The sequence below is a fragment of the Chitinophaga costaii genome (genome assembly GCF_900094705.1).
Taxonomy (GTDB): domain Bacteria; phylum Bacteroidota; class Bacteroidia; order Chitinophagales; family Chitinophagaceae; genus Chitinophaga; species Chitinophaga costaii.
Window position 1 is genome coordinate 77695 of sequence record NZ_FMAR01000003.1, and the last position, 24755, is coordinate 102449.

Below are 24755 nucleotides of genomic sequence, written 5' to 3' on the forward strand. Positions count from 1 at the left end.
ACACGACAGTTTTTATGGCTGTTTAAATCTAAAACAGGAAAATGCGCGCAAGCGTAATTGTTTGTATTAATTCATTCGATTGCACACATTATAATTTAAATACCACGTTATGAAAAAACACTTCTACCACTTGTTGGCGCTAAGCTGCTGTGCGTTCTTGTTGCTTCTCGGCAACAGCGCATTCGCTCAACAACAGATCACAGGAAGGGTTACAGATCATGCAAATGGCAGTGGGTTGCCGGGTGTATCTGTAGCCGTTAAAGGCACCTCAAAGGGCACTGCTACCGGAGCAGACGGTAGTTTCTCCGTATCCGCAAACAAAGGCCAGGTACTCGTTTTCTCCTTCGTAGGCTACAATAACCAGGAAATCGTTATCGGCTCCGGCCCGGTATTAGTAAGCCTGGAAGAAAAAGTAGGCTCGCTGGATGAAGTTGTAGTAACCGGCTATTCCTCCCAACGCAAAAAAGACCTTACCGGTGCCGTAGCGGTGGTGAATGTAGACAACCTCAAAACACAACCGGTGGCCAACGTAAACAGCCAGTTGCAGGGTCAAGTGTCCGGTGTTACTGTGGTAGGTAGCGGCCAGCCCGGCCAGCAACCACAGGTAAAAATCCGTGGTATCAACACCTTCGGTAACAATACCCCGCTGTATGTAGTGGATGGAGTACCCACCCAGAACATTGATGATCTGAACCCTAACGACATCGCAAATATGCAGGTGCTGAAAGATGCCAGCTCCGCCACGATTTATGGTGCACGTGCTGCGAATGGGGTAATTATCGTTTCTACTCGTCGCGGATCCGCCGGTAAGATACGCGTGAACTATGATGGCTATGTAGGTACCCAGCGCCCTCCTTCCGGCAACGTTTGGAACCTGGCTACGCCACAGGAAAATGCTAATTTAATGTGGACGGCGTACAAAAATTCTAACACCACGCCGCCATCCGAACAATATGGTAGTGGCGCCACCCCAGTGCTGCCGGACTATATCTTGCCCAAGGGTGCCAAGGAAGGCGATCCTGGTACTACCCTTGCAGATTATAAAGTAAACCCGCTTTACACTGATCCTAACCAGGTAGGTGGTCCAGGGTTTAACCAGATAATAAAAGCTAATAAGCAGGGTACTGATTGGTTCCATGAAATATTTAAACCCGCAATTATAACCAGCCATAACATTTCCGCGGCAGGTGGTGGTGAGCAGGGTAGTTACTTTTTCTCCGGTAACTATTACAACCAGCAAGGTACATTGGATAGGACATATGAAAAACGTTACACGGTTCGTGCTAACACGGTCTTCAATGTTACAAAGAGCATACGTCTAGGAGAAAACCTGTCTTACTCCATTATAGATAACCCACAAGTGGGGATCCTGGCAGAAGGTAGCGGTATTGGGATGGCTTTCCGCGAACCTAATATTATCCCTGTTTATGATATCGGTGGTAACTATGCCGGCACACACGCCCCGGGTTTTGGTAACGCCCGTAACCCAGTGGCTATCCAGGAACGTACCCGCAACAATAAAACCGTAGCTACCCGCTTGCTGGGTAATGTTTTTGGAGAAGTAGACTTCCTCAAGTATTTCACCGTTCGCACCAGTTTCGGTGGTCAGTCCTTCTCTTTCAATAATCACCAGTTCACGTTCCCGGAATATGAGAACTCAGAAAATGTAGTAACCAATAGCTATACTGAAAATGCAGGTAATGGTTTTGACTATACCTGGACTAACACGTTGAACTATCACCAGGTATTTGGTAGATATCATGATGTGAAAGTGTTGTTGGGTTCAGAAGCATTTAACGAATTTGGCCGTAACGTAGGGGGTACTTCTACAGGCTATTTCTCCTTCGATCCTGCTTATGTAACCTTGGGAACCGGCTCTGGTTCACCCACCAACTACAGCAACAATTATAACGATGCGTTGTATTCCTTGTTCGCTCGTGTTGATTACGCATTTCATGATAAGTATTTGATCGGTGGGGTTATCCGCCGGGATGGTTCTTCCAAATTCGGTTCCAATAACCGTTATGGTAATTTTCCTGCAGTAAGCGCGGCTTGGCGTATTTCCCAAGAAGGATTTATGAAGAATATCTCCTGGATCAGCGACCTGAAAATCCGTGGAGGTTATGGTGTAATGGGTAACCAGATCAACGTAGGCCCGGCTAACGGCTTCACCCTATATACCCCTGATAAAAATAACTCCTACTATGATATCACTGGCGCAGATGGTGGCAGCACCCTCGGTTTTTATCGCAGCCAGCTCGGTAACCCGAACGCTAAATGGGAAAGTGACGCAAACAGTAACATCGGTATCGATGCAAGTTTGTTCAAAGGCAAACTGGAAGTAACAGCCGATTACTATAAAAAGGATATTAAAGATTTGTTGTACCAGGTAGAAAAACCCGGCACCCAAGGCCAGGCTACCTTTCCTTTCTTAAATATCTCTAGCATGAAGAACACCGGTTTCGATGCATCGGTGTCTACTAACTTGGACTTCACGCACGACCTCCATTTCACCGCCACCGGTACTATCACTACTTACAAAAACACCATCACCAAAATTGCTGATGCCAGCTATTTCGACCAGGAATCAAGACGTTTCAATGGTCAATATATCATCCGCAACCAGGTAGGTCATCCAGTATCTTCTTTCTATGGATATAAGATCGTAGGTTTCTTTAATAGCCAGTCAGAAATAGATGCGGCTAACCTGCAAGCACAGAAAGCTACCGGAAATCCGGAAGCGAAATATGAAGAAGGTATTGGTTTGGGTCGTTTCCGTTATGCAGACACCAATAATGATGGTCAGATTACTGCAGACGATAAACAGTTTCTGGGCAGTCCCAATCCTAAGTTTACCTATGGTCTTAATATCGGGTTGTCTTACAAAGGTTTCGACTGGAGTATGTTCCTGTATGGTAGCCAGGGCGGAAAAATATGGAATGACATTAAGTGGTGGACCGATTTTTACTCTTCTTTTGTTAGTGTGAAAAGCAAAGATGCTGTATATAATTCATGGACACCAGAGCATCACAATGCAAAGCTGCCGATCCAGGAAACAACAGCTTACACCTCTACGGTGAATGCACCTAACTCTTATTTTGTAGAAAATGGTTCTTTCCTGCGTTGCCGTAACATGGTGCTGGGGTATACACTGCCTTCAGATCTCTTAAAACGTGCGCGCATTGATCGGTTGCGTATCTATATACAAGCAGCCAATCTGTTTACCATCACCAAATACTCCGGCATAGACCCTGAAATTGGTACAGCACAGAACCCGCAAACCGGTAGTGGAAGTAATAATTATGGCACTACCAACTTCGGTATTGATACTGGTGGTTATCCTAATACCCGTAATTTCTTGGTGGGAGCTAACCTGACTTTCTAAGCAACGATTGGTTTTGAGTATCTGAATTTATAAATCTGCAAACAATGAAAAAGTCATTCTATATATTTGGTCTATCCGCGCTTACTGTCGGTATGACATTGTTTTCCTGTAGCAAAAGCTACCTGGAAAAACAACCTACATCAGCATTGTCCATTGATAAATTAGCTACACCAGATGGCGTACGCGCCCTTCTGATAGGGGCTTATGCTGCTTTGGATGGCCAGGCGGCCAGTGGTACATCTATTGGCGGCGGTTCTCCATGGGAAGCTGCCCCTAGTAACTGGATTTACGGTAGTATTGCTGGCGGCGATGCCCACAAAGGCTCTAATGCTATTGACCAGCCTCCGATCAACCAGGTAATGACCGGGGTGTTCGATCCTGCTAATGGTTTTTTTAATTCCAAATGGAAAGCTGTTTTTGAAGGGATTACCCGTTGTAATACCACCCTGGCTGCTCTAGCCAATACCACCGGTTTAACAGCCGATGAAGCAACGGTGATTAAAGGTGAAGCCCGTTTCCTGCGCGCTCATTACTACTTCGAGTTAAAGAAGATGTTCAAAAGACTGCCGTGGATCGATGAAAATACAACAGACTTTCAGCAACCAGCCGATGACTCCTGGTCGCATATCGAAGATGATATGAAATTTGCTGCAGATAGCCTGGGCGATGTTGCTGCAAATAATGACGCAGGCCGTGCTAACAAATGGGCTGCTATTGCTTACCTTGGCAAAATCTTTTTGTATGAGCACAATTATGCCGCTGCAAAAACGGAATTCGACCTTGTGATTGCTAATGGGAAAACCGCCACAGGTAAATCTTATACACTCGATGGGGTAAACTTTGAAGATAATTTTAACCCTGCCAAGAAAAATAATTCCGAAACAGTGTTTGATATCCAGATGACTGCCAACAATGGTACAAACCAGATCACCAAAGCCAATCAGGGCGACATGCTGAACTTCCCTTACAATAGTCCTTTTGGCTGCTGTGGATTCTACCAACCTTCGCAAGACTTGGTGAATAGTTACCTGGTGGATGCAAGCACCGGATTGCCTCTGAATAATAACAATGCCACCATAATAACAAATGATATGGGCCTTTCTAGCGCAGTACCCTTTACGCTGGACACTCATGCTGTAGATCCACGCCTGGACTGGACGGTGGGCCGTCGTGGTGTACCTTATCTGGATTGGGGTCCTCACCCGGGCAGCAACTGGATACGCCAGCAAGATTACGCAGGCCCTTATGCCCCTAAAAAAAATGTTTACTATCAGGCTACCCAAACGCTCTACCATGATGCACATTCCTGGGCACCCGGTACTGCAATTAATATACACGTTATCCGTTTTGCAGATGTATTGTTGATGGCGGCGGAAGCAGAAATAGAAGCTGGTTCCCTGGAAAAAGCCCGTACATACATTAATCAGGTTAGGGAACGTGCTAATCGACCTGCTGGTTTTGTGAGCAACAGCGATAATATAGCTTATGCTAAAAAAGTTACCAGCGACCAGGCAGGTTTTAACGCTGCCAATGCAGATGCTTCCCTCAAAGTAGGCGACTGGGTAGTACGTTCTGATCTCAATGAAACTTGGGTAATTATCGCCATTGACGCTTCGAGCAAAGTAAAAACTTGGAATGCTTATAAACTGCCAGTGTACAAAGCCAGCGATTATACAGTTCCATTTGCCAGTCAAGATGCCGCCCGCACGGCAGTACGGCTGGAAAGAAAGCTGGAGCTAGCCATGGAAGGTCAGCGCTATTTCGACCTTGTTAGATGGGGTATAGCACCGGCTACCATGAATGCTTACTACGCTTATGAAAGCAAGATCACCACGGATCTTTCCGGCGCAAATTTCCCGGTAAGAGATACCGCTTACCCGATCCCACAACGTCAGATAGATCTGGGCTTGAAAGGTGGTCAGGAAACACTGACACAGAACCCTGGCTACTAAAGTTTATTATTTATCCTGTTTTCTGTTGAGGAGGTAGTATTTTCACTACCTCTTCTTTTTTATATAGTATGCGTAGACAAATATTCCTCAAAGCCGCCATGGCATTAGCCAGCGCCACCTGGATAATGGCCGCCGTGACCAGCGGTTGCCATTCGCCCAAAATAAAAAAACAGGGTATTGAAAACGGCAAGGAAATGGCCGAACAATACTGTGGCAATTGCCACCAGTTTGTGCCGCCTACCGTTTTAGACAGCGCTACCTGGAAATTACATGTACTGCCCAATATGGCCGGTAGACTAGGGATCCGTGTATGGGGCGAATCGGAATATTATCCACCGAGCGAAGGCGACCATCCCACCATCGATTTCTCTGACTGGCTGGACCTGGTAGCTTATTACACCCATACCGCCCCCAAACAAATGGATACGGCTAAATTGCCGCAGCCATTTGTAAAAGATTGGGCCGTATTTAAACTGACAATACCTGCCGTAGCAGATACCAACATGGATGCCACCACCTGCATGGTAGCTTGGGACACTGCCTCCAGCCACTTGTATACCGGTACCGAAGAAACCAAATTACTCAACGTATATGAGCCTGGTGGAAAGCTGTTGCATTTTTTTCGCATGCATTCGCCGGTGGTACACTACAGCCAGTACCGCAATCCCGCCACCGATACCGTAGAACGGATGTTTACCACCATTGGTCAGATCATTGCTACAGACCAATCCCGGGGAGAAGAAATTCTTTTTAATCCGGAAAAAGAAGCAGACCCAGACTATGACATCGTGGCTGCTTTCCAGCCGCGGCCTGTACAAGCCTTGCCCGGCGATTTTAATAAAGATGGGTTAACCGATTACATCGTGTGCGGCTTTGGACATGAGCAGGGCGCACTACTGCGCATGCAGCAAAAAACGGGGCATAAGTTTGACGTAGATACCATCAAATCCATTCCGGGTGCAGAGCAGGCGCAGGCCGGTGATTTTAACAACGACGGCTGGCCCGACGTGATGGTGCTTTTTGCGCATGCACAGGAAGGTATCTCCTTATTCCTTAACAATCAGCACGGCGGCTTTACCGAAAAGCGATTGCTTGATTTTATGCCGGTATGGGGTTCTACCAGCTTCCAGTATGTAGATGTAAACCACGATGGCCAGCCCGATATTGTATATACCTGTGGAGATAATGCAGACTATTCTACCGTATTGAAACCCTTTCACGGTGTATACGTATTCCTTAACAAAGGCAACTTTAAATTTGAAAAAGCTTATTTCTTCCCCATTCATGGCTGCTACAAAGCCATGGTAGCTGATTTTGATGGAGATGGTGATATGGATATCGCTACCATTGCATTTTTCAGCGATTATATTAACCGGCCGGAGGAGGGCATGGTTTATTTTGAACAAGATAAGCCGATGCATTTTATTCCGCATGCTATACCTGTGGCAAACATGGGCCGCTGGATTTGTATGGACGTTGCCGATTATGACCATGACGGCGATCTGGATATTTTCCTGGGGAACTTCTCAAAGGGATTGTTGGCGGAAGGAGTTAAGGTGCCATGGAATACACGTCAACCCTATATTATCCTTGAAAATAAGATAAAGTAATCTAGTGGACATCCGCGCGGCTGCCGGATTTCAGGGCATTATTATGAAAATGCCCATTTTTTAAATAGTGTTAAAAGTAGGTGTTAAACCAAATATATTGGCTATATTGCAAACAATCCTATAAAGAAAATTTATGTACTTTTGGTACAAGAATTGTTTTATATTAAAGGGCTGAACAAAAAAATAAATACTGTCTGAAAAACAGTTAAACGATACTCCTGGTTATTAATCAGGTTTTAGAATGGCGGAAGGAGAGGCACTAGTTGCCTCTCTTTTATTTTATAAAAACCTTGTCCCTATTGCATTTCCTACGCCAATCATCGCCTGGTTTATCCCTATGGCATCCCCCTACTGTATTTTCCTGCTTCCCTTGTTCATTTTGTTGTGTAGCCCGGACTGAATGGTACCTTTACTTTGTAAATGCCTTTATGTATTTTTACGGGCCTTAACGGGATACCATGACTCATCAGCCTTATCTTTATGACCAACAAGCCTTATTAGGCCTGTTAACGCCCCTTTTAATTACGCAACTACAGGAAAAAGGTCTCGCCTGGTTGCAGCAGCAACAAGCTAAAGCTCTTATCAGTGAAGGTTTCCAACAATGGAACCTGACCTTTGTGGCATTGCCCCGCCATGCGGGCAAGCAAACAGTGGTGCTAGCGGATGATCAACTGGCTGCAATGGCCAGGCTGGTACCGGGATTTACACCCCGCCACTGGCCGGCAGACCGGCTGGCCCGCGCCTGGTGGCTGCTGCAATGGCCGGCAGCGTCGCAGGAAGCGTATGTGCGCAGCATATCCACCCTCTTTCATACCGGCAGTATGGAAGAACTTACTGCTTTGTACAGTTGCCTACCGCTCCTGGCATGGCCGGAAAGCTGGGTGGCCCAAACCGCCGAGGGCATTCGCAGTAACATAGGCGATGTGCTGGAAGCCATTATGCTGCACAATCCTTATCCGGCCCGCTACCTGCCTGTGCCCGCCTGGAACCAGTTGGTGCTGAAAGCCTTTTTTACGGGCAAACCTGTAGTGGAAATCACTGGTTTACAGGAACGCAATAACCCGGACCTGCAACAAATGCTGCACGATTATGCCGCCGAACGGAAAGCTGCCGGCAGAACGGTAGATCCACAACTATCGCTGCTGGCCAGTCAGGTGCTGCTATAAAAACCATCACTGCCATAAAATTTCCACCTTACTTTTGCCACCACAAAACAATACTATGTGTTGTAATCCTTTATCTGAACAATCGCTCCAGCCGCAAGCCCAGGAGCCCTTATATCTCGACAAAATTAAAGGCATGCGCTTTTTTGATCCCCATGTGCACATGACCTCCCGCACTACGGACGACTATCAGGCCATGGCCGATGCCGGCGTAGCGGCCATTATAGAACCGTCTTTTTGGCTGGGTCAACCCCGCACGGGCGTAGATACTTTCAAGGACTATTTTAGTAGCCTGGTAGGCTGGGAACGTTTCCGCGCTTCACAATTCGGCATTAAACACTATTGCACCATTGGCCTCAACTCTAAGGAAGCTAACAACGAGGCCCTGGCCGAACAGGTAATGGAAGTACTGCCTCTTTTTATGTATAAAGAAGGCGTGGTAGGCATTGGCGAAATTGGCTTCGACGACCAAACTGCACTCGAAGAAAAATATTACCGCGCCCAGTTAAATCTGGCCAGGGAAGCAGGTTTGCCAGTACAAATACATACCCCGCACCGCGATAAGAAACGGGGTACACAACGCAGTATGGACATTGCCCTGGAGCATGGCCTGGATCCTAAAATGGTGATTGTAGACCATAATAATGAAGAAACCGTACAAGAAGTGCTGGACCGTGGTTTCTGGGCCGCCTTTACCATTTACCCTTTTACCAAAATGGGCAATGAGCGCATGGTAGCATTAGTAAAACAATATGGCAGCGAGCGCATCATGGTCAACTCTGCTGCAGATTGGGGCATCAGCGACCCGCTGGCTGTGCCCAAAACAGCCGCCTTAATGCACGAAAGTGGTATTGACTTGAATGATATTCATTTGGTAACTTACCGCAATGCCATCACCGCTTTTGCACAAAGTGGGCAGATCAACGAGGCGGATTGGGAATCCGCTGCTGTTGTGGACCAGCGCGAAAAATTCAATGGAAGTTCTATTCTCCGCGGTGGCCAGCAGCCCCGCGTAGACAAGCATAATAAAATAATCCGTTGAGATTAGTAGTAGTAGTGATGCATTAGTTATAAGAAACAGTACACCAGGAACCGGAAACCAGGACGCCGCAGTCATAGGGCGCTGTTAATAATCGATTTAGTAAAGAATTGTAAAACAATGCCCTGCGTGTAAAAAACCGTCTGTTGTAATTCATTATCCCCACAAACCACATCCGTGAATTACATTATATTAAAACTAGCAGGTTATTTACGCCTCATGCGGCCTGCCAATCTCCTCACCGCTGTAGCAGATATCCTGGCAGGTATTGCCGTGGCGGGATATTTTAGCACAGCCTTTATTACTTACCTGGATATATTGCCATTGGCCTGCCTATGCCTGGCCACCATTGGCCTGTACGGCGGCGGTGTGGTGTTTAACGATGTGATGGACGCCCGGCTAGACCAGATAGAACGTCCGGAACGTCCCATCCCAAGTGGAGTTATCAGCCGTTCGCAAGCCATTATCCAGGGCGCATACCTGCTGCTGGTAGGCATTCTGGCCGCATTTACCGTAAGCACCGTATCGGGATTGCTGGGCATCAGTATTGCTGCAGCCGCATTGATATATAATAAGTGGGGCAAGCACCTGGATTTTTGGGGGCCACTGAACATGGGGCTGTGCCGGGGCTTAAATTTATTATTGGGCATTAGTATTATTCCTGGCGTACTGCTTAATTTCTGGTGGCTGGGGCTTATACCTGTGTTATATATCGCCGCCATTACCATGATCAGCCGGGGAGAGGTGCATGGAGGTAATGTCAGCACCTTGCGGGTAGCGGTATTACTTTATACCTTGGTACTCAGCACCATTCTGCTAATCTCCTGGCGCAATGGACATTTGCTGGTAACGCTGCCTTTTGTGGCGCTCACCGCTTATATCATTTACCGCCCTTTAATACAGGCCATCCGTTTGCCTGCCGGCCCCAATATTGGTAAGGCCGTACAGGGGGGCATCCTGGCACTCATCGTTATCAACGCCGCCTGGGCTGCCGCATTTTCCGACTGGACTTATGCCCTCATTATCCTTGCCCTGCTGCCCATATCTATGTTACTGGCCAAAGCCTTCGCCGTAACGTGATAATTTAAAGAACGTATTCCTCAAAAACCGTACTTTAGTTGGGTGTCATTGATTTAATTTAACCATGCAGATATTAGAACAGGTTTTTAAGATTCCATATAAGTATCAGGTGTATTTTACTACCTCACTTTTTGATACCGCTAATCCAGTATTTTCCGACTTTCTGGCATCCCATCAAAGTGAAGGTTTAGAGCAAAAATTACTATTCGTTATAGATGAAGAGGTGCAAGCCCACCATCCACAACTGATGCTGCAAATTACAACGTATGTGGCTAGCCTGGCTGGTTTTAGCCTGGCACCCATACAAGTATTGCCAGGGGGGGAGGCTAGCAAAAACGATCCTGCTTTGTTCGATCAACTTATTCATGCGGTAGAGCAGTTTGGCATAGACCGGCATTCTTATCTTGTTGCCATTGGCGGCGGTTCTTTGCTGGACCTCGCAGGTTATGCGGCTGCGGTGTCACATCGTGGGGTAAGGCATATTCGTATTCCTACCACCGTACTATCGCAAAACGATTCCGGAGTAGGCGTGAAGAACGGTATCAACTACCAGGGCAAAAAAAACTTCCTGGGTACTTTTGCGCCACCAGTCGCCGTATTTAACGATAGTCATTTTCTCACTACCCTGCACGCCCGCGATTGGGCGGCGGGTATGGCCGAAGCGGTAAAGGTAGCCCTCATCAAAGATGCAGCTTTCTTTGCCTGGCTAGAGCAGGCGGCACCTGCCCTGGCTGCCCGTGAAATGGCACCTATGCAGGAATTGATATACCGTTGCGCCGCCCTGCATATGGCCCACATTGGCGGTGGCGATCCGTTTGAAAGCGGCTCTTCGCGCCCGCTGGACTTTGGCCACTGGAGCGCTCATAAGCTGGAACCGCTTACTCATTTTTCACTACGCCATGGAGAGGCCGTATCTATTGGCATTGCACTGGATAGCGTGTATTCCTTTACGTTAGGATGGATCAGCGAGTCAGATATGCAGCGTATAGTTCACTTATTGTATGGCCTGGGACTGCCCACCTGGCACCCGCTCCTGGATGCGCCGGTGGGTGGTGAAAACCCTGTATTTAAGGGGCTGGAGGAGTTTCGGGAACACCTGGGGGGCCAGCTTACCATTACCCTGCTGCGCGCCATCGGCCAAGGAGAAGAGGTGCATCAAATAAACCTTGACCTGCTCCAACAGGCGGCGGCCCTGCTGAAAATCATCAGCGAAAAAAAGGCCGGTGCCAGCCTGCTAGCATCACCACCCATTGGCTTGTAGTATAAACAACTTATCTTTATTAATCCCCTAACAGCACATCGGAAAGGAATTAAATATGCATACATCCTATGGTCATTTAACGTATTGTTCCAATATCCATCGTGGAGAAAGCTGGGAAGTGCATTTTCAACAGTTGCAAAAACATATTCCCGCCATAAAAATAGCATTGTCGCCCCAGGCACCTTTTGGCATAGGCCTGCGCCTTTCCAACCAAGCCAGCCTTGAATTGCTGGAAGGGGAGAACCTGCAAAAGTTTAAGGCATGGCTGAAGCAGGAAAACTGTTATGTTTTTACCATGAACGGTTTCCCCTATGGCGATTTTCATGAGGCGTCCGTGAAAGATCAGGTGCATGCACCTGATTGGTCGCAGGTAGATAGGGTGGAGTATACCCTGCGCCTGTTTCTTATTCTGGCCGATTTGCTGCCCGAAGGTATGGAAGGTGGTATCTCCACTTCGCCCCTCTCTTACAAACATTGGTACCCTGCAAATCAGTGGAACGATGTGATGGCCTCGGCCACCATGAATATTATGCAAGTGGTGCTGCAATTGGCCAGTGTCCGGCAAAATGGGGGCCCGGTGCTGCACCTGGATATTGAACCCGAGCCAGACGGGCTGTTGGAAGACATTGCAGGCTATATTGATTGGTACGAGCAAAACCTGGTGCCAGTGGGCATTTCCCTACTTATGGAAAAATTTGGTGTCGATGAATATACTGCGGAGAAATGGATCAAAGACCACGTGCAACTTTGTTACGACATCTGCCACTTCGCGATTGTGTATGAGCCGCCGAATGGTGTATTATCGCTGTTAAAGACCCACCAACTGAAGGTGGGCAAATTGCAAATCAGTGCCGCCCTGCGCGCACCTTTGCCGGAACCGGGACCACAGCGCAATGCCATGGTAGCCGCGTTCCATCAGTTTGATGAACCTATTTACCTGCATCAGGTTGTTGCCAAAAAAGGAGAAACACTGGTGCATTATCCAGACATGCCCCAGGCTGTGAAAGATGCTGATAATCCCTGGGTAACCGAATGGAGAGCCCATTTTCATGTGCCAGTTTTCCTGGAAAGATACGGCCTGCTGGAATCTACCCAGCCCGATATCGTAAACATGCTGCAACTGCAAGCCCTGGTGCCGTTTACGCATCACTTGGAAGTAGAAACCTATACATGGGATGTATTGCCCGACGAACTTCGTATAGACATGACCGAAGGCATCATCCGGGAATTACAATGGGTGAAAGATACCTTCGAAACTGCCCGGAGAGACCATAGTGTTGATCAGGAAAGCGCTGTAGGGTAGTTGGAATTGTGCCATATGCAGCCTAGTTTTGTATCGTGAATGAGGAGGAAAGCGAGCCATTCGCCACGGAAACATTTTTGTGGGCGTCAACTTTTGCATTGCTATGAAAAAAACGGTTGTCATTGACGTGGTCGGATTATCTGCTGGCCTGATCGGTACATATACTCCTTTCCTTGAAAAATATGCGCGCAGGCGGCAAGTATCCCAGATACAACCCATGCTGCCCGCAGTAACCACTGCTGTACAAAGCACCTACCTTACAGGCCAATGGCCCGGAGAGCATGGCATTGTAGGCAATGGCTGGTATGATAGATCAGATAGTGAAATAAAATTCTGGAAACAATCCAACAAACTGGTGGAGGCAGAAAAGATTTGGCACCGCGCCCGCCGTGCAGATCCCTCTTTTACGGTGTCGAAAATGTTCTGGTGGTACAATATGTATGCAGACGTGGATTTTTCCGTAACTCCGCGACCACAGTATCTTTCAGACGGACGTAAAATGCCCGACTGTTATTCGCATCCTGCCGATCTGCGCGACCGTTTGCAGGAACAACTGGGTACCTTTCCCTTATTCCAGTTCTGGGGCCCAGGGGCCAATATTAAATCTACTCAATGGATTGCCGACGCCTCTATTCTTACCGATCAGTGGCACGACCCCACCCTTACCCTCATTTACCTGCCCCATCTCGATTACTGCCTGCAAAAGTTTGGACACGATATGAGCCGTGTAGGACCTGAGTTGCAGGCCGTAGATAAAGTGTGTGAGCAACTTATTACTTACTACGAAAATAAAGGCGCAGAAATCATTGTGCTATCAGAGTATGGTATTACGCCAGTACATCATCCCATTCACCTGAACCGCTTGCTGCGCGATGCCGGCCTGCTTTCCCTGCGGGTGGAGCGCGGTACGGAATTGCTGGATGCAGGAGCTTCTAAAGCCTTTGCCGTGGCCGATCACCAGGTGGCGCACATTTACTTGAACCACCCTTCGTATTATAGAAAAGTAAGAACAATGCTGGAAACTACCCCCGGCATAGCACAGGTGCTGGATAGAGCAGGCAAGCAGCAGCACCATCTCTATCACGACCGCGCCGGCGATCTCATTGCCGTGGCCGACAAAGATAGTTGGTTCTCCTATTACTACTGGCAAGATGATGCAAAAGCGCCCGACTTTGCCCGCATCGTAGATATTCACCGCAAACCCGGTTATGATCCGGTAGAAATGTTCCTGAACCCTGCAGATCCCTTCGTGAAGCTGAAGGTTGTAGGGAAACTAATAAAGAAAAAACTGGGTTTCCGCTACCTCATGAATGTAATCCCGCTCGATGCCACCCTCATCAAAGGTTCGCACGGCCGACTCACCGAAGACCCTGCCTGGCAGCCAATATTAATTACCGGAAAACCACAGGCAACCGCTATTCCTGCTACCCAGGTATACGACCTGATCTGGCAGCATTTGGTAAGGGAATAATACCTTGGCAAACAAAAAGCCTTAGGCACCTCAGGGAGTGAAATACGAATGGCGCTGCCATGGGGGCTGGCTGTCGTGATAATAGATAATAATACACCGGGGTAACTTCATTCGGTATAACCAGGGGTTATGCCTCATTACATTTTGTTATCCCTTCTCAGCGCTGATTAAATGTACATTTGTTGCAGCACCGCGTAGCGCGGCGGCTGGTGATACCAACCTGTTTTTGAGAGAAGTACGTAACACAGAAGCCCGGCTTTTGTGTACACCCGTTTGCTTCCAACCTGTAATTCCGGCACGAGGGGGCCGCCAACCATAATGGAACTATTACAACAGAACAACTACCTGGTCGTTATACTGATCGGCGTAGTAGTAGGATATTTGTCAGGTTTACTGGGCAAAGGCGGCAGCGCTGTGAGTACGCCCGCCTTACAAATATTCGCGGGTATAAATCCATTTTATGCACTGGCGTCCCCGCTTCCTGCAGCCATCACCAGCACCCTGTCTGCTTCCGCAGTGTACAGAAAAGAACATTTGTTCGATAAAAGGGTAATCCTGCTCTGTGCCTTATTTGGCATTCCTGCCACTATCATCGGCGCATGGGGTAGTCATTACTTGAAAGGGAAAACATTAATGGTGCTTACCGCCCTCTTCATCATTGGCCTGGGCGTGTCATTGGCCATCACTTTCCTGAAAAAAAATAAAAACTGCACCACCAGTAATACCGCCGGCAAGCAGGCTACCGCAGCGAATGGTTATATCATTGCCGCTGCTTTTGTAATAGGGCTTTTATCCGGCCTGCTAGCCAATGCGGGAGGCATTCTCTTCAGCACCTTCTTTATTAAAAAACTCCACATGCCCATCAAGCGGGCCCTCGCTTGTTCTGTATTATTATCTGCATTCCTATCCATTCCCGGTACCCTCACCCATTGGTTTCTTGGTCATATAGATTGGGGAATCGCCTTGTTACTGGCAGTCACCGCATTGCCTTTTTCCTGGCTGGGTGCCCGCACCGCCATCCGCATGCAAACATCCCTGCTCGAAAAATTATTTGCCTTTAGCCTGATTGGTTTCGGCATGTACGACATGGTGTATACGTTAATGAAATAAGTCATCATCGCTACCTTGGTAAAGGAGCGTATAAATTTGAGTCAAATACAGGAAAATAGTGGTGGGAGTATCCGGAAGGTGAGTTCTTCAAAATTAAGTTGGGACGGAACGGTCGTCTAAAAGATAAAATAAACCTTAACGCGTAGGATAGTAAGTGGAAGATGCATGGGGTACTACCGGCAACACATTTACCTGTGGAGAACCAGCTTTGGCTTCCATTTCGTAAGCTGCATGAATATTTGCGGCCAGATCGCTAAAAGGGAACACATCGGCCCTTTCCAACTGCACCCAATGATAACGCGCCAACTGTGGAGCCGGAACGATAGCCGGGCGGCTAATCAGGAAATGATATACCTCGGGCTTGCAACGAAATGCCACCTGATTAGGCAAATGTTGGTAAAGTATGCAAAATAACCTGTCGTTCACGGAAAAATAAAGCCCTCCATTCCGCTTTTCTTTTACAGCAACTGCCGGCAGGGAGAGGCAGTATTCTTTGATAAGATCAAACATGCTGCGGGTTTTAAAAGGTGTTCTATAAAGATACTGAATAATAACAATTGCCCGTGCAGGCTCCTCCCAAATCTTAACACTACACTATGATATCAGGAATAATGGACTTAATTTGACTGATAACCTTTGTGGTAAAGGGTTTCAGGTAAGCTTACAAAGTACATTGGGATATTTCCTATCGCGGTGCGGATCTGTTATACAAAGATTTAACATATTGTTTCGCCGTGAAGTTTGTGTGTAAAAAAGCGGCTGCCAGGCAGTACTACCGCTATTGCTTTACCATGCCAGGTAAAGAATGCTGTTTACTGCCTACCGCCGCTTGTCGGGGATTGTTTAAAATGATCACAGGGTTTTGATGCGTATGTTGCGGAAAGACACCTGGTTGCCATGGTCTTGCAACAATATATGGCCTTCTTTGGCTTCGCCAAAGGCTTTCCAGTGGTTGTATTTGCTGATGGCCACCAATTGGCGGTAAGCTTCGGAGCTGCGTTCGTATTCCACCATTTTATAACCGTTGAGCCAATGCTCTACGTGGTTATCCGGGCGCACAATAATGCGGCCTTCATTCCATGCGCCAATGGGTTTAAATGCGGCAGCAATATTTTTACGGGGAATGAGATCGTACAGCGAACTAAGTGTACGGTCGCCATTGCGGCCCAGCTTGGCGTCGGGGTGGTGGGCGTCGTCCAGTATTTGATATTCCAGCCCAATGGCCGATTTGCCTCCCGTATTTTCGGCTTCGGTCACGAAATATTTTACCCCGCTATTGGCGCCTTCTGTGAGCTTAAATTCAAACCGCAGTTCAAATGCGCTGTAGGCGTCTGTGGTAAGGATATCGCCGCCGCCGCCTTCTTCGCCACCATTGGAGGGGAGTACGGTAAGGATCCCGTTTTTCATTTCCCAGCCCTGGGCCGGAAAATCTTTGGAAAAAGCCCGGCGCCAGCCGTTGCTGGTTTTGCCATCCCACAGCAATTTAAAACCATCTTTCTTTTCCTGGGCGGTCAATAGGTTTTGTGCAAATACGGCGGCCGTGGTGTAAAAGGAGAGGAGGGCCGCAAGAAATACCTGTTTTTTCATAATTCGTGGATTGTTTGCATGGATCAGTCACTAAAAATAAGGGGGATTTGTGAAAAATACAGGGAAATTACCCGTAAACCGTTCCTGGGAGAATAAATTGGGATTAAAACAGAATTAATTGCCGTTTTTTAGTACTTTTGCGGCCTAAATAAAAGGGCCTCATATTATGTCCGGACAACTGAAAGAAGTTCGTAACCGTATAAAATCAGTAACCTCTACCCAGCAAATCACCAAAGCCATGAAAATGGTGAGTGTGGCCAAGCTGCGCCGCGCCCAGGATGCCATCCTCCAGATGCGTCCTTACGCACTTAAATTGCAGGATATGTTGCAAAACATTGTGAGCAATAGTGAAGGTGATATCGATCTGGCCCTGGCCGCCAATCGCCCGGTGGAAAAGGTGCTGATTGTGTTAATCACCTCCGATCGCGGAGCCTGTGGTGCTTATAATTCCAATCTTATCAAATTGGCCCGTACCACTATCCGGGAAAAATACCCTGAACAGTTTGCCAAAGGACAGGTAACCGTAATGCCTATCGGAAAAAAAGGCTACGAATACTTCCAAAAAAATGGCGGGTATAAAATGGTGGATACTTACTGGCACCTTTTCTCCCAGTTTAATTTTGAACACGTAAAACAGGCGGCTGCTGTGGCACTCAATGGTTTCATCCATGGAGAATATGACGCGGTAGAGATTGTATACAGTCACTTCAAAAACGCAGCTACCCAGCTATTTATGGCCGAGCCGTTCCTTCCCATTACCAAAGTGAAAAGCGAAGCACCCGTAACCAATAAAAAAGCCATCAAAGCTGACTACATTTTTGAACCTGCCAAAGAAACCCTTGTAGCAGAGCTCATGCCTATGATCCTGAACACGCAGTTCTTTAAAGCTATGTTGGATGCCATTGCCTCTGAGCATGGCGCCCGGATGACGGCGATGGACAAGGCCACTGAAAATGCTAACGAACTGCTCCGCAGCCTGAAACTTTCTTACAACCGCGCCCGCCAGGCCGCCATTACGACGGAACTGACCGAAATCGTGAGCGGTGCGGCAGCCTTGGTAGGATAAGCCCTGTTCAGGTTATGCACAAGTAATCAACAGCAAAATATTTCGATTTCTTTTAAAAAGTCAAAGACCGTATTTTCGGCCTTTGACTTTTTAATTTTTGTGTAACCGTCAAGGTATCGTTTGCCGCACCGCTTAAGCTTTTGCGGCATATATGCCTCGCACGTTAAACACATAGCAGCTAACAAAATTTTCAATGGAAATTTCTAAGATCATTCCCCATATAGAGGCCCTGATATTTGCGGCAGATCGCCCTTTGCCCGCCACGGAAATCCTGGAGCTGCTGAACAATGCCATTGCCTTCCTGGAAGACCGCGCCACGCCCGAAGCGGTAGAAGCTGCACTAGAAGCCATCGTGGAGAAATACCATTCCGAATTTTATGCATTTGAAGTACGGGAAAGCGGAGGTGGTTTCCAATTCCTCACCAAAAAAGAATACTACCAAACGGTGGCCCAACTGAACGGGGAAAAATTCCTGAAACGGTTGTCTACCGCAGCATTAGAAACATTGGCCATCATTGCCTACCGCCAGCCCGTGTCTAAGGGCGAGATAGAGTATATCCGGGGGGTAAGCTCTGATTACTCCCTGCAAAAACTGCTGGAAAAAGAACTGATTTCCATTGCCGGCCGCAGCGAAGACCTGCCCGGCAAACCACTGTTATACACTACCTCCAAGGCTTTCATGGATTATTTTGGTATTAACTCACCCAAAGACCTGCCCAAGCTGCGCGAAGTTTTCGACGAAGAAATTTTACAGCCTACCCTTATTAACAACGAAGAGGAACGCGCAGCCCTGGAAGAAGCGGCAGCAGGTTTCCTGGCCGTGTCGGAGACTGGTGAATTGCTGGAAGAAATCCCCGCCATCCCTGAAGGCCATCTGGAAGAACACCAGGCCAAACTGGAAATAGACAATAGCCTGCTGGAAGAAAAAAACCTAGAAGGCCTTCATGAAGCAGCAATGCCTGCATTGGATGAAGATACAGCGGAAGATGGCAGCACCGATACGCCGCAGGACCTGGCAGGTAATATCGTTTCGCAAGTTCCCGCCACTGCGGCAAGCAGTGGAGATGAGGATGAAGGAGAATATGATGAGGATGCAGATAAAGCGGAGCAGGCAGTAGAAGAAAATGAAAACGAAAGCAATGGAGAGGATGAAGATGACGAAAACGATGCGGATGATATTGCGGAGGATGATATAACTGAAAAGGATTTTGAAGATGAAGAGGATGCAGATGCAGACGAAGACGATGAAAATAAATAAGGTCGCTCTTCAGGTGAAGCAGCTGATCAATAAGTTGCTAAAAGATAGCTGATCATGCAAATAGCCATGCAATAACCTGCGTGGCTGTTTGGCAAGAGGAAGAAGTACTTCAACAAAAACGCCCTACTGGATAATCCGGTAGGGCGTTTTTAATATAAATGCAAGCTTATTATCGGGCAATATTCACGGCTCTCTTTTCGCGGATCACCGTTACTTTGATCTGGCCGGGATACTGCATCTCGGTTTGGATCTTGGTGGCAATCTCGAAGCTCAGGCGGTCGGCATCGTTGTCGGTTACCTTATCGCTTTCTACAATTACGCGTAGCTCGCGTCCGGCCTGGATGGCGTAGGCTTTTTCTACTCCGTCGTAGGCTACGGCCAGGTTTTCCAGGTCTTTAATACGCTGGAGGTAGCTTTGCATAATCTCGCGGCGGGCGCCGGGACGGGCGCCGCTAATGGCGTCGCAGGCCTGTATAATGGGGGAGATTACATAAGCCATTTCCATTTCATCGTGGTGGGCACCGATGGCGTTAACCACGGCAGCATGTTCGCCGTATTTCTCCGCCAGCTTTGCACCCAGCAAGGCATGGCTCAGTTCTGTTTCTTCATCGGGTACCTTACCAATATCGTGCAGCAGGCCGGCGCGTTTGGCCAATTTAGGGTTCAGGCCCAATTCTGCCGCCATAATACCACACAGGTTGGCCGTTTCCTTGGAGTGCATAAGTAAGTTCTGACCATAGGAAGAGCGGAAACGCATTTTCCCTACCAGGCGCACCAGTTCTTTGTGCAACCCGTGGATGCCCAGTTCTATCACGGTGCGTTCACCGATCTCCATCACCTGTTCTTCCAGTTGTTTTTTAGTTTTTTCCACTACTTCCTCAATGCGAGCTGGGTGGATACGGCCATCTTGCACCAGGCGTTGCAGCGACAAGCGGGCAATTTCACGGCGCAGCGGGTCAAAGGAAGACAATACGATGGCTTCCGGGGTATCATCTACAATCAGGTCTACACCGGTAGCGGCTTCAATGGCGCGGATGTTACGACCTTCGCGGCCAATGATCTGGCCCTTGATTTCGTCGCTCTCCAGGTTAAACACCGTAATGGCGTTCTCAATGGTTTGCTCTGCAGCCGTACGCTGTATGGATTGAATAATAATTTTCTTGGCTTCTTTGTTGGCTTTCAGCTTGGCATCCTCAATAATTTCCTGAATATGGGAGAGGGCCTGTGAACGGGCCTCTTCTTTCAGGGTTTCTACCAATTGGTGTTTGGCTTCTTCGGCGGTAAGGCCTGCCACTTTCTCCAGGCGGCGAATATGTTCTTCCTGGTGTTTTTCCAGCTCGGAACGTTTAATGTTTACCACCTCTATTTGGCGGTTAAGGTTGTCCTTGATGGTTTCGTTTTCTGCAATTTTTTTATCGAGTTGCTCGGTTTTGGTCGTTAATCCTTGTTCTTTTTGTTTTATGCGGCTTTCCGCTTCAATTACTTTTTGGTTGCGCTGCAACACTTCTTTTTCATGCTCAGACTTCAGTTGCAGGAATTTTTCTTTGGCCTCCAGCATACGGTCTTTCTTGATACTTTCTGCCTGCAATTGGGCGTCGGCAAGTAATTTTTGGGCCTGTGCCTCGGCGTCGGCTATTTTCTGTTGTGTGTTCTTGGCGAAGATCACTTTCCCCAGCAAAATCCCTATCCCCAGTGCTACCACGGCCGCTATCGCGGTTATCAAATTAGCATCCATTACGATTTTTTTAACGATTTATAGTGCAATCCCGGCCTCCGAAGTTGTGGTAAACGGTATGGACGGGATATAGACGGGCGAAAATACAAAAAAATAGCAGCAAACCACGTACGAAGGGTGATAATGAATTAATTAAGTTGCAAAGCTGCCTTGTTTTAGCAGGGTAATGCCGCAGGGGCGCACCGTAATTTGGGTAAATTTTTAGGGTAAATGCTTAACGGAGAGCGGATTATAACAATGGGTTTCCGCATGGCCCCGGCTGCTATAGATTTGCGTTGAGTAAGTCTTCCAGGTGTTGCAATTTTTCTGCCAGGAAAGGTGCCGCGTTACCTTGGGCTATGCCTCCGCTCGTTACGGGGTGGGTAGCATACATGATCAGGGCCATCGCAATATAGTCCTGGATATCTTTGCCGGCATAGGCTGTCTTAAATTCAATGATTTTTTCATTGACTTCCTTCATAATACGGCGCACGGCCTCTTCTTCCTCTGGCCGCATTTTGATGCGGTAGCTACGGTCTGCCACTACGATATTGATAGGAATTAATTCGTCCATTTGTATCATTTAATAATAAATACTGGTATTTATTGGGTTGGCAGCATGGTCCTGGTTGTTGTATTACCATGCTGTTCCGCGCCTCCGGGAAAAGATTTAAAATGAGTGTGCGATATTCACCATGATTACCCGTTCAATAGTGCCATGCAGCGATCTATCTCCCTGATGTATTCATTGATCTTGTTGCGGATGTCGCGGCGGAAGGCCTCATTCTCCGCGGCATGTTCATTATTGTTACCTATGCCCTGCTGGGCACTGGCGAGTTTCATTAGTTGCAAGCGCTCTTCCAGTCCGGCAATGATTTGCTGCTGCTGGTCTATGGCCTGCTGCTGCTCCAGCATTTCCATGCGGAGCTGGGTGTTCTCGCCCTGTACCTGCTGTAGTTTACGCAGCAGCAGGTGCAATTTTTCCTCTATCCGTTGTATGTGTTGTTCCAGTGCCATTATTTGCGGATCTCCGCTTGTAATTGAGCGGTAAATGTTTTTACCAGTTTATCCATCACATTGTCTATTTCCTTATCGGTAAGGGTTTTCTGCACGTCCTGGAAGGTGAAGCTTACTGCGTACGACTTTTTGTTGGTACCCAGCTTTTCACTTTCAAAAACATCGAACAGATTCATTTGCTGCAACAGCGGCGATTTAATGCTGGCGGCGGCCTGAGCCACGGCGGCAAATTTTACCTGCTTGTCCAGCACCAGCGCCAGGTCGCGGCGTACGGCGGGAAATTTCGGGATTTCCGTGAAGTATTTGTCTGTATGCTGTCCCACCAGTTGCAGCACGAGTTGCCAGTCGATATCGGCAAACCATACGGCTTGTTTAATATCAAAACGTTTCAGTTTAGACGCAGTTACTGCACCCAACACGGCCAGGGGGTTCTTTCGCACTTTCAACGTATAGGCCTGGGCCAAACTATCTTGTGGTGCTTCTTCCCATTCCAGACCTTTAATGCCTAGCTGGGTAAATATATTGATCACGAAACCTTTCAGGAAATAAAAATCCACCAGTTCTGGTTTGTGCTGCCAGTGTTCCTGTGTTTTGTGGCCGCTCAGGTACAGGCTTAGATGATCATGCTCAGTGTAACCGTTGTTGGCCAGGCCGTAGGTCTTGCCAAATTCAAAAAAGAGCAGGTCCTCATTTTTACGGTTCAGGTTGTGAGCTACGCTTTCCAGGCCGGTTTCAAGCATGGAGGGGCGCATTACATCCAGGTCGGCGCTCAGGCTGTTCAGCATGCGCACCAGCGAGTTTTGCAGTTCTTCCGGGTAATATTTACTATTGGTAATAGAATTTGTAAAGATCTCATGAAACCCACTGGCCGCCAGATATTCCGCAATTTTTTCCTTGATGCGCTCCTTATCCGGCTGCGCGCTCAGGGAAGGAGCAATACTGATAAAGGCTGGTATTTCTATATTATCTAGCCCGTCAATGCGCATAACTTCTTCCACAATATCGGCTGGAAGGCTAATATCGGGCTTGCTGTAGGGTACCGCCACCGTAAGGCTTTCGGCGGTCTGGGCCAGTATGTCGAAGCCCAGGCTCACCAGTATGTTATGGATTTTGGTAACCGGGTAAGCCTTGCCGCTGAGGCGGTGAATATAGGCGTAGGTAACGGTTACTTGCGTCTTTGGTTTGGGGGCAGGGTAAATATCCACCATGTCGGAGGCTATTTGTCCGCCGGCTAGTTCGCAAATCAGGGCTGCTGCGCGTTGCAGCGCATAAGGCACCTGGGATATGTCTACGCCTTTTTCAAAACGGGTAGCTGCGTCGGTACGCAGGCCATGCCGGAAAGAAGTGGGGCGTATACTGGCCGGTGCAAAACAGGCGCTTTCCAGGAATATGCTGGTGGTAGTGGCTTGCACGCCGGAATGGGCACCTCCAAATACGCCTGCAATAGCCATAGGTTCGCCTTCGCCGTTAGTGATCATCAGGTCGGCAGCGTCTAGTTTGCGTTCTTTATCGTCCAGTGTTATAAAGGGGGTTCCTTGTGGTAAGTTTTTCACCACGATGCGGCCTCCTTTAATAGCGGTAGCATCGAAAGCATGCAAGGGCTGGCCGGTTTCGTGCAATACAAAATTAGTAATGTCTACGATGTTGCTGATGGGCCTAACGCCAATAGCTTGCAGCCGGTTTTTTAGCCAATCGGGAGATGGGCCGGTTTTTACGCCGGTAATAGAAAGGCCAGCATAACGCGGGTTGGCCACCGTATTCACTATGCTTACGCTAATGGGCAAGCTGATGGCAGCTTTTGGTAGTGCCGGGATGGCAGGTATCTTAGCGCTGTAGGCCTGGTTGTTATTTTCATTATTCAGGTAGGCGCACACATCGCGGGCCACGCCCAGGTGGCTCATGGCATCCATACGGTTGGGGGTAAGCCCTATTTCATACACATAATCTTCGGAAATATTAAACACCTCGCGGGCGGGGGTGCCAGGTATGAGTGAGGGTGCTAAAACAAGGATGCCTGCATGGCCGGCCCCCAGTCCGATCTCGTCTTCTGCACACAGCATGCCCTGGCTTTCTTCCCCACGTATCTTGGCCTTTTTCATGGTCATAGGTTCGCCTTCAATGGGATAAATGGTGGTGCCAATAGTGGCTACTACCACTTTTTGCCCTGGAGCTACATTGGGCGCACCGCATACAATTTGTAAAGGTGCAGGGCCGCCAATGTTTACCGTGGTAAGTTTTAACTTATCAGCATTGGGGTGCTGGGCCGTTGTCAGCACTTCGCCGATCACCAGTCCTTCCAGGCTGCCTTTCACGGTTTCAATTTTTTCCAGGCTTTCCACCTCCAGCCCGATACGGGTTAGTATTACAGATAGTTCTTCCGGTGTTGGCCGTACCGGCAAATAGTCACATAACCAGTTATACGAGATCGTCATTTTGCTAAATCAATAAAATACCGGGTAAAGTTAAACGATTTTGCCATTCCCCGCTCTTTTAGGCACAGTGACATAGCGATGGCGGTACGTGAAAATAAGTGACTGCCAAATCGCCATTTGCCGGTAAATTTTATTGAGATAAATTCGCGCCCTGTCTATACGCTACCGGGCTTCATAACAAAACATTGATCATACGGCATAGTCTCGTAGAGAAATCTTTTTCCACGGGTTAATGTGAATAAACTGATCTTCGTTGTGAATTAATAATGGCGTATCTTAATAAGCCATCTTTAGTCAGTGGGTAACT

General features: G+C 47.9%; 18 protein-coding genes. 12 read left to right on the forward strand and 6 right to left on the reverse strand.

Going from position 1 to position 24755, the window contains the following annotated elements; all coding sequences use genetic code 11:
- The first annotated feature begins 109 nt into the window (after positions 1-109).
- The 10 genes from GA0116948_RS05525 to GA0116948_RS05570 all read left to right on the forward strand — a co-directional run bounded on the left by GA0116948_RS05525 (position 110) and on the right by GA0116948_RS05570 (position 15374).
- Complete coding sequence (locus GA0116948_RS05525) at positions 110-3385, forward strand: SusC/RagA family TonB-linked outer membrane protein (RefSeq protein WP_089709928.1); 3276 nt, start codon at positions 110-112, stop codon at positions 3383-3385.
- Between the two features lie 44 nt (positions 3386-3429).
- Positions 3430-5337: a RagB/SusD family nutrient uptake outer membrane protein gene (locus tag GA0116948_RS05530; protein ID WP_089709930.1), complete on the forward strand. Its 1908-nt coding sequence runs from the start codon at positions 3430-3432 to the stop codon at positions 5335-5337.
- Positions 5338-5405: 68 nt separating this feature from the next.
- Positions 5406-6947, forward strand: coding sequence for an FG-GAP repeat domain-containing protein (locus tag GA0116948_RS05535; protein ID WP_089709932.1), 1542 nt, complete (start codon positions 5406-5408; stop codon positions 6945-6947).
- Positions 6948-7405: 458 nt separating this feature from the next.
- Positions 7406-8113: an EboA domain-containing protein gene (locus GA0116948_RS05540; RefSeq protein ID WP_089709935.1), complete on the forward strand. Its 708-nt coding sequence runs from the start codon at positions 7406-7408 to the stop codon at positions 8111-8113.
- Positions 8114-8246: 133 nt separating this feature from the next.
- Entirely contained in the window at positions 8247-9152 is a 906-nt protein-coding gene (locus GA0116948_RS05545; protein WP_249260564.1) for a TatD family hydrolase, read from the forward strand.
- Between the two features lie 174 nt (positions 9153-9326).
- Complete coding sequence (eboC, locus tag GA0116948_RS05550; RefSeq protein ID WP_240619138.1) at positions 9327-10229, forward strand: UbiA-like protein EboC; 903 nt, start codon at positions 9327-9329, stop codon at positions 10227-10229.
- Positions 10230-10293: 64 nt separating this feature from the next.
- Positions 10294-11490: a 3-dehydroquinate synthase gene (locus GA0116948_RS05555; RefSeq protein WP_089709941.1), complete on the forward strand. Its 1197-nt coding sequence runs from the start codon at positions 10294-10296 to the stop codon at positions 11488-11490.
- 55 nt (positions 11491-11545) lie between these two features.
- A complete protein-coding gene (eboE, locus tag GA0116948_RS05560; protein ID WP_089709943.1) occupies positions 11546-12793 on the forward strand; it encodes a metabolite traffic protein EboE in 1248 nt (415 codons plus the stop codon).
- Positions 12794-12896: 103 nt separating this feature from the next.
- Positions 12897-14264, forward strand: a complete 1368-nt coding sequence (locus tag GA0116948_RS05565) for an alkaline phosphatase family protein (RefSeq protein ID WP_089709945.1) — start codon at positions 12897-12899, stop codon at positions 14262-14264.
- 318 nt (positions 14265-14582) lie between these two features.
- Positions 14583-15374 carry a sulfite exporter TauE/SafE family protein gene (locus GA0116948_RS05570; protein ID WP_240619137.1) on the forward strand — a complete coding sequence of 264 codons (792 nt, stop codon included), beginning with the start codon at positions 14583-14585 and terminating at the stop codon, positions 15372-15374.
- Between the two features lie 135 nt (positions 15375-15509).
- On the opposite strand, the gene GA0116948_RS05575 is transcribed toward GA0116948_RS05570, so the two are convergent.
- Both GA0116948_RS05575 and GA0116948_RS05580 read right to left on the reverse strand, forming a co-directional pair.
- Positions 15510-15884, reverse strand: coding sequence for an MmcQ/YjbR family DNA-binding protein (locus tag GA0116948_RS05575; protein ID WP_089709947.1), 375 nt, complete (start codon positions 15882-15884; stop codon positions 15510-15512).
- Positions 15885-16226: 342 nt separating this feature from the next.
- The gene (locus GA0116948_RS05580; RefSeq protein WP_089709950.1) at positions 16227-16961 is read right to left on the reverse strand and encodes a 3-keto-disaccharide hydrolase; all 735 of its coding nucleotides are present in this window, start codon (positions 16959-16961) and stop codon (positions 16227-16229) included.
- 166 nt (positions 16962-17127) lie between these two features.
- Here GA0116948_RS05580 and atpG point away from each other — a divergent pair, with 166 nt between their 5' ends.
- Together atpG and scpB are read left to right on the forward strand one after the other, a co-directional pair.
- Positions 17128-18027, forward strand: a complete 900-nt coding sequence (atpG, locus tag GA0116948_RS05585) for an ATP synthase F1 subunit gamma (RefSeq protein WP_089709952.1) — start codon at positions 17128-17130, stop codon at positions 18025-18027.
- 193 nt (positions 18028-18220) lie between these two features.
- A complete protein-coding gene (gene scpB, locus GA0116948_RS05590) occupies positions 18221-19285 on the forward strand; it encodes an SMC-Scp complex subunit ScpB (RefSeq protein ID WP_089709954.1) in 1065 nt (354 codons plus the stop codon).
- A gap of 169 nt (positions 19286-19454) precedes the next feature.
- Here scpB and rny read toward each other — a convergent pair whose 3' ends face one another.
- The 4 genes from rny to pheT form a co-directional block, all read right to left on the reverse strand.
- Positions 19455-21020, reverse strand: a complete 1566-nt coding sequence (rny, locus tag GA0116948_RS05595; RefSeq protein ID WP_089709956.1) for a ribonuclease Y — start codon at positions 21018-21020, stop codon at positions 19455-19457.
- Positions 21021-21282: 262 nt separating this feature from the next.
- Positions 21283-21573, reverse strand: a complete 291-nt coding sequence (locus GA0116948_RS05600) for a cell division protein ZapA (protein ID WP_089710500.1) — start codon at positions 21571-21573, stop codon at positions 21283-21285.
- Positions 21574-21698: 125 nt separating this feature from the next.
- Positions 21699-22016, reverse strand: a complete 318-nt coding sequence (locus tag GA0116948_RS05605) for a hypothetical protein (protein WP_089709957.1) — start codon at positions 22014-22016, stop codon at positions 21699-21701.
- Complete coding sequence (pheT, locus tag GA0116948_RS05610; protein WP_089709959.1) at positions 22016-24448, reverse strand: phenylalanine--tRNA ligase subunit beta; 2433 nt, start codon at positions 24446-24448, stop codon at positions 22016-22018. Before pheT ends, GA0116948_RS05605 begins: the two co-directional genes overlap by 1 nt.
- Positions 24449-24755 lie beyond the last annotated feature (307 nt).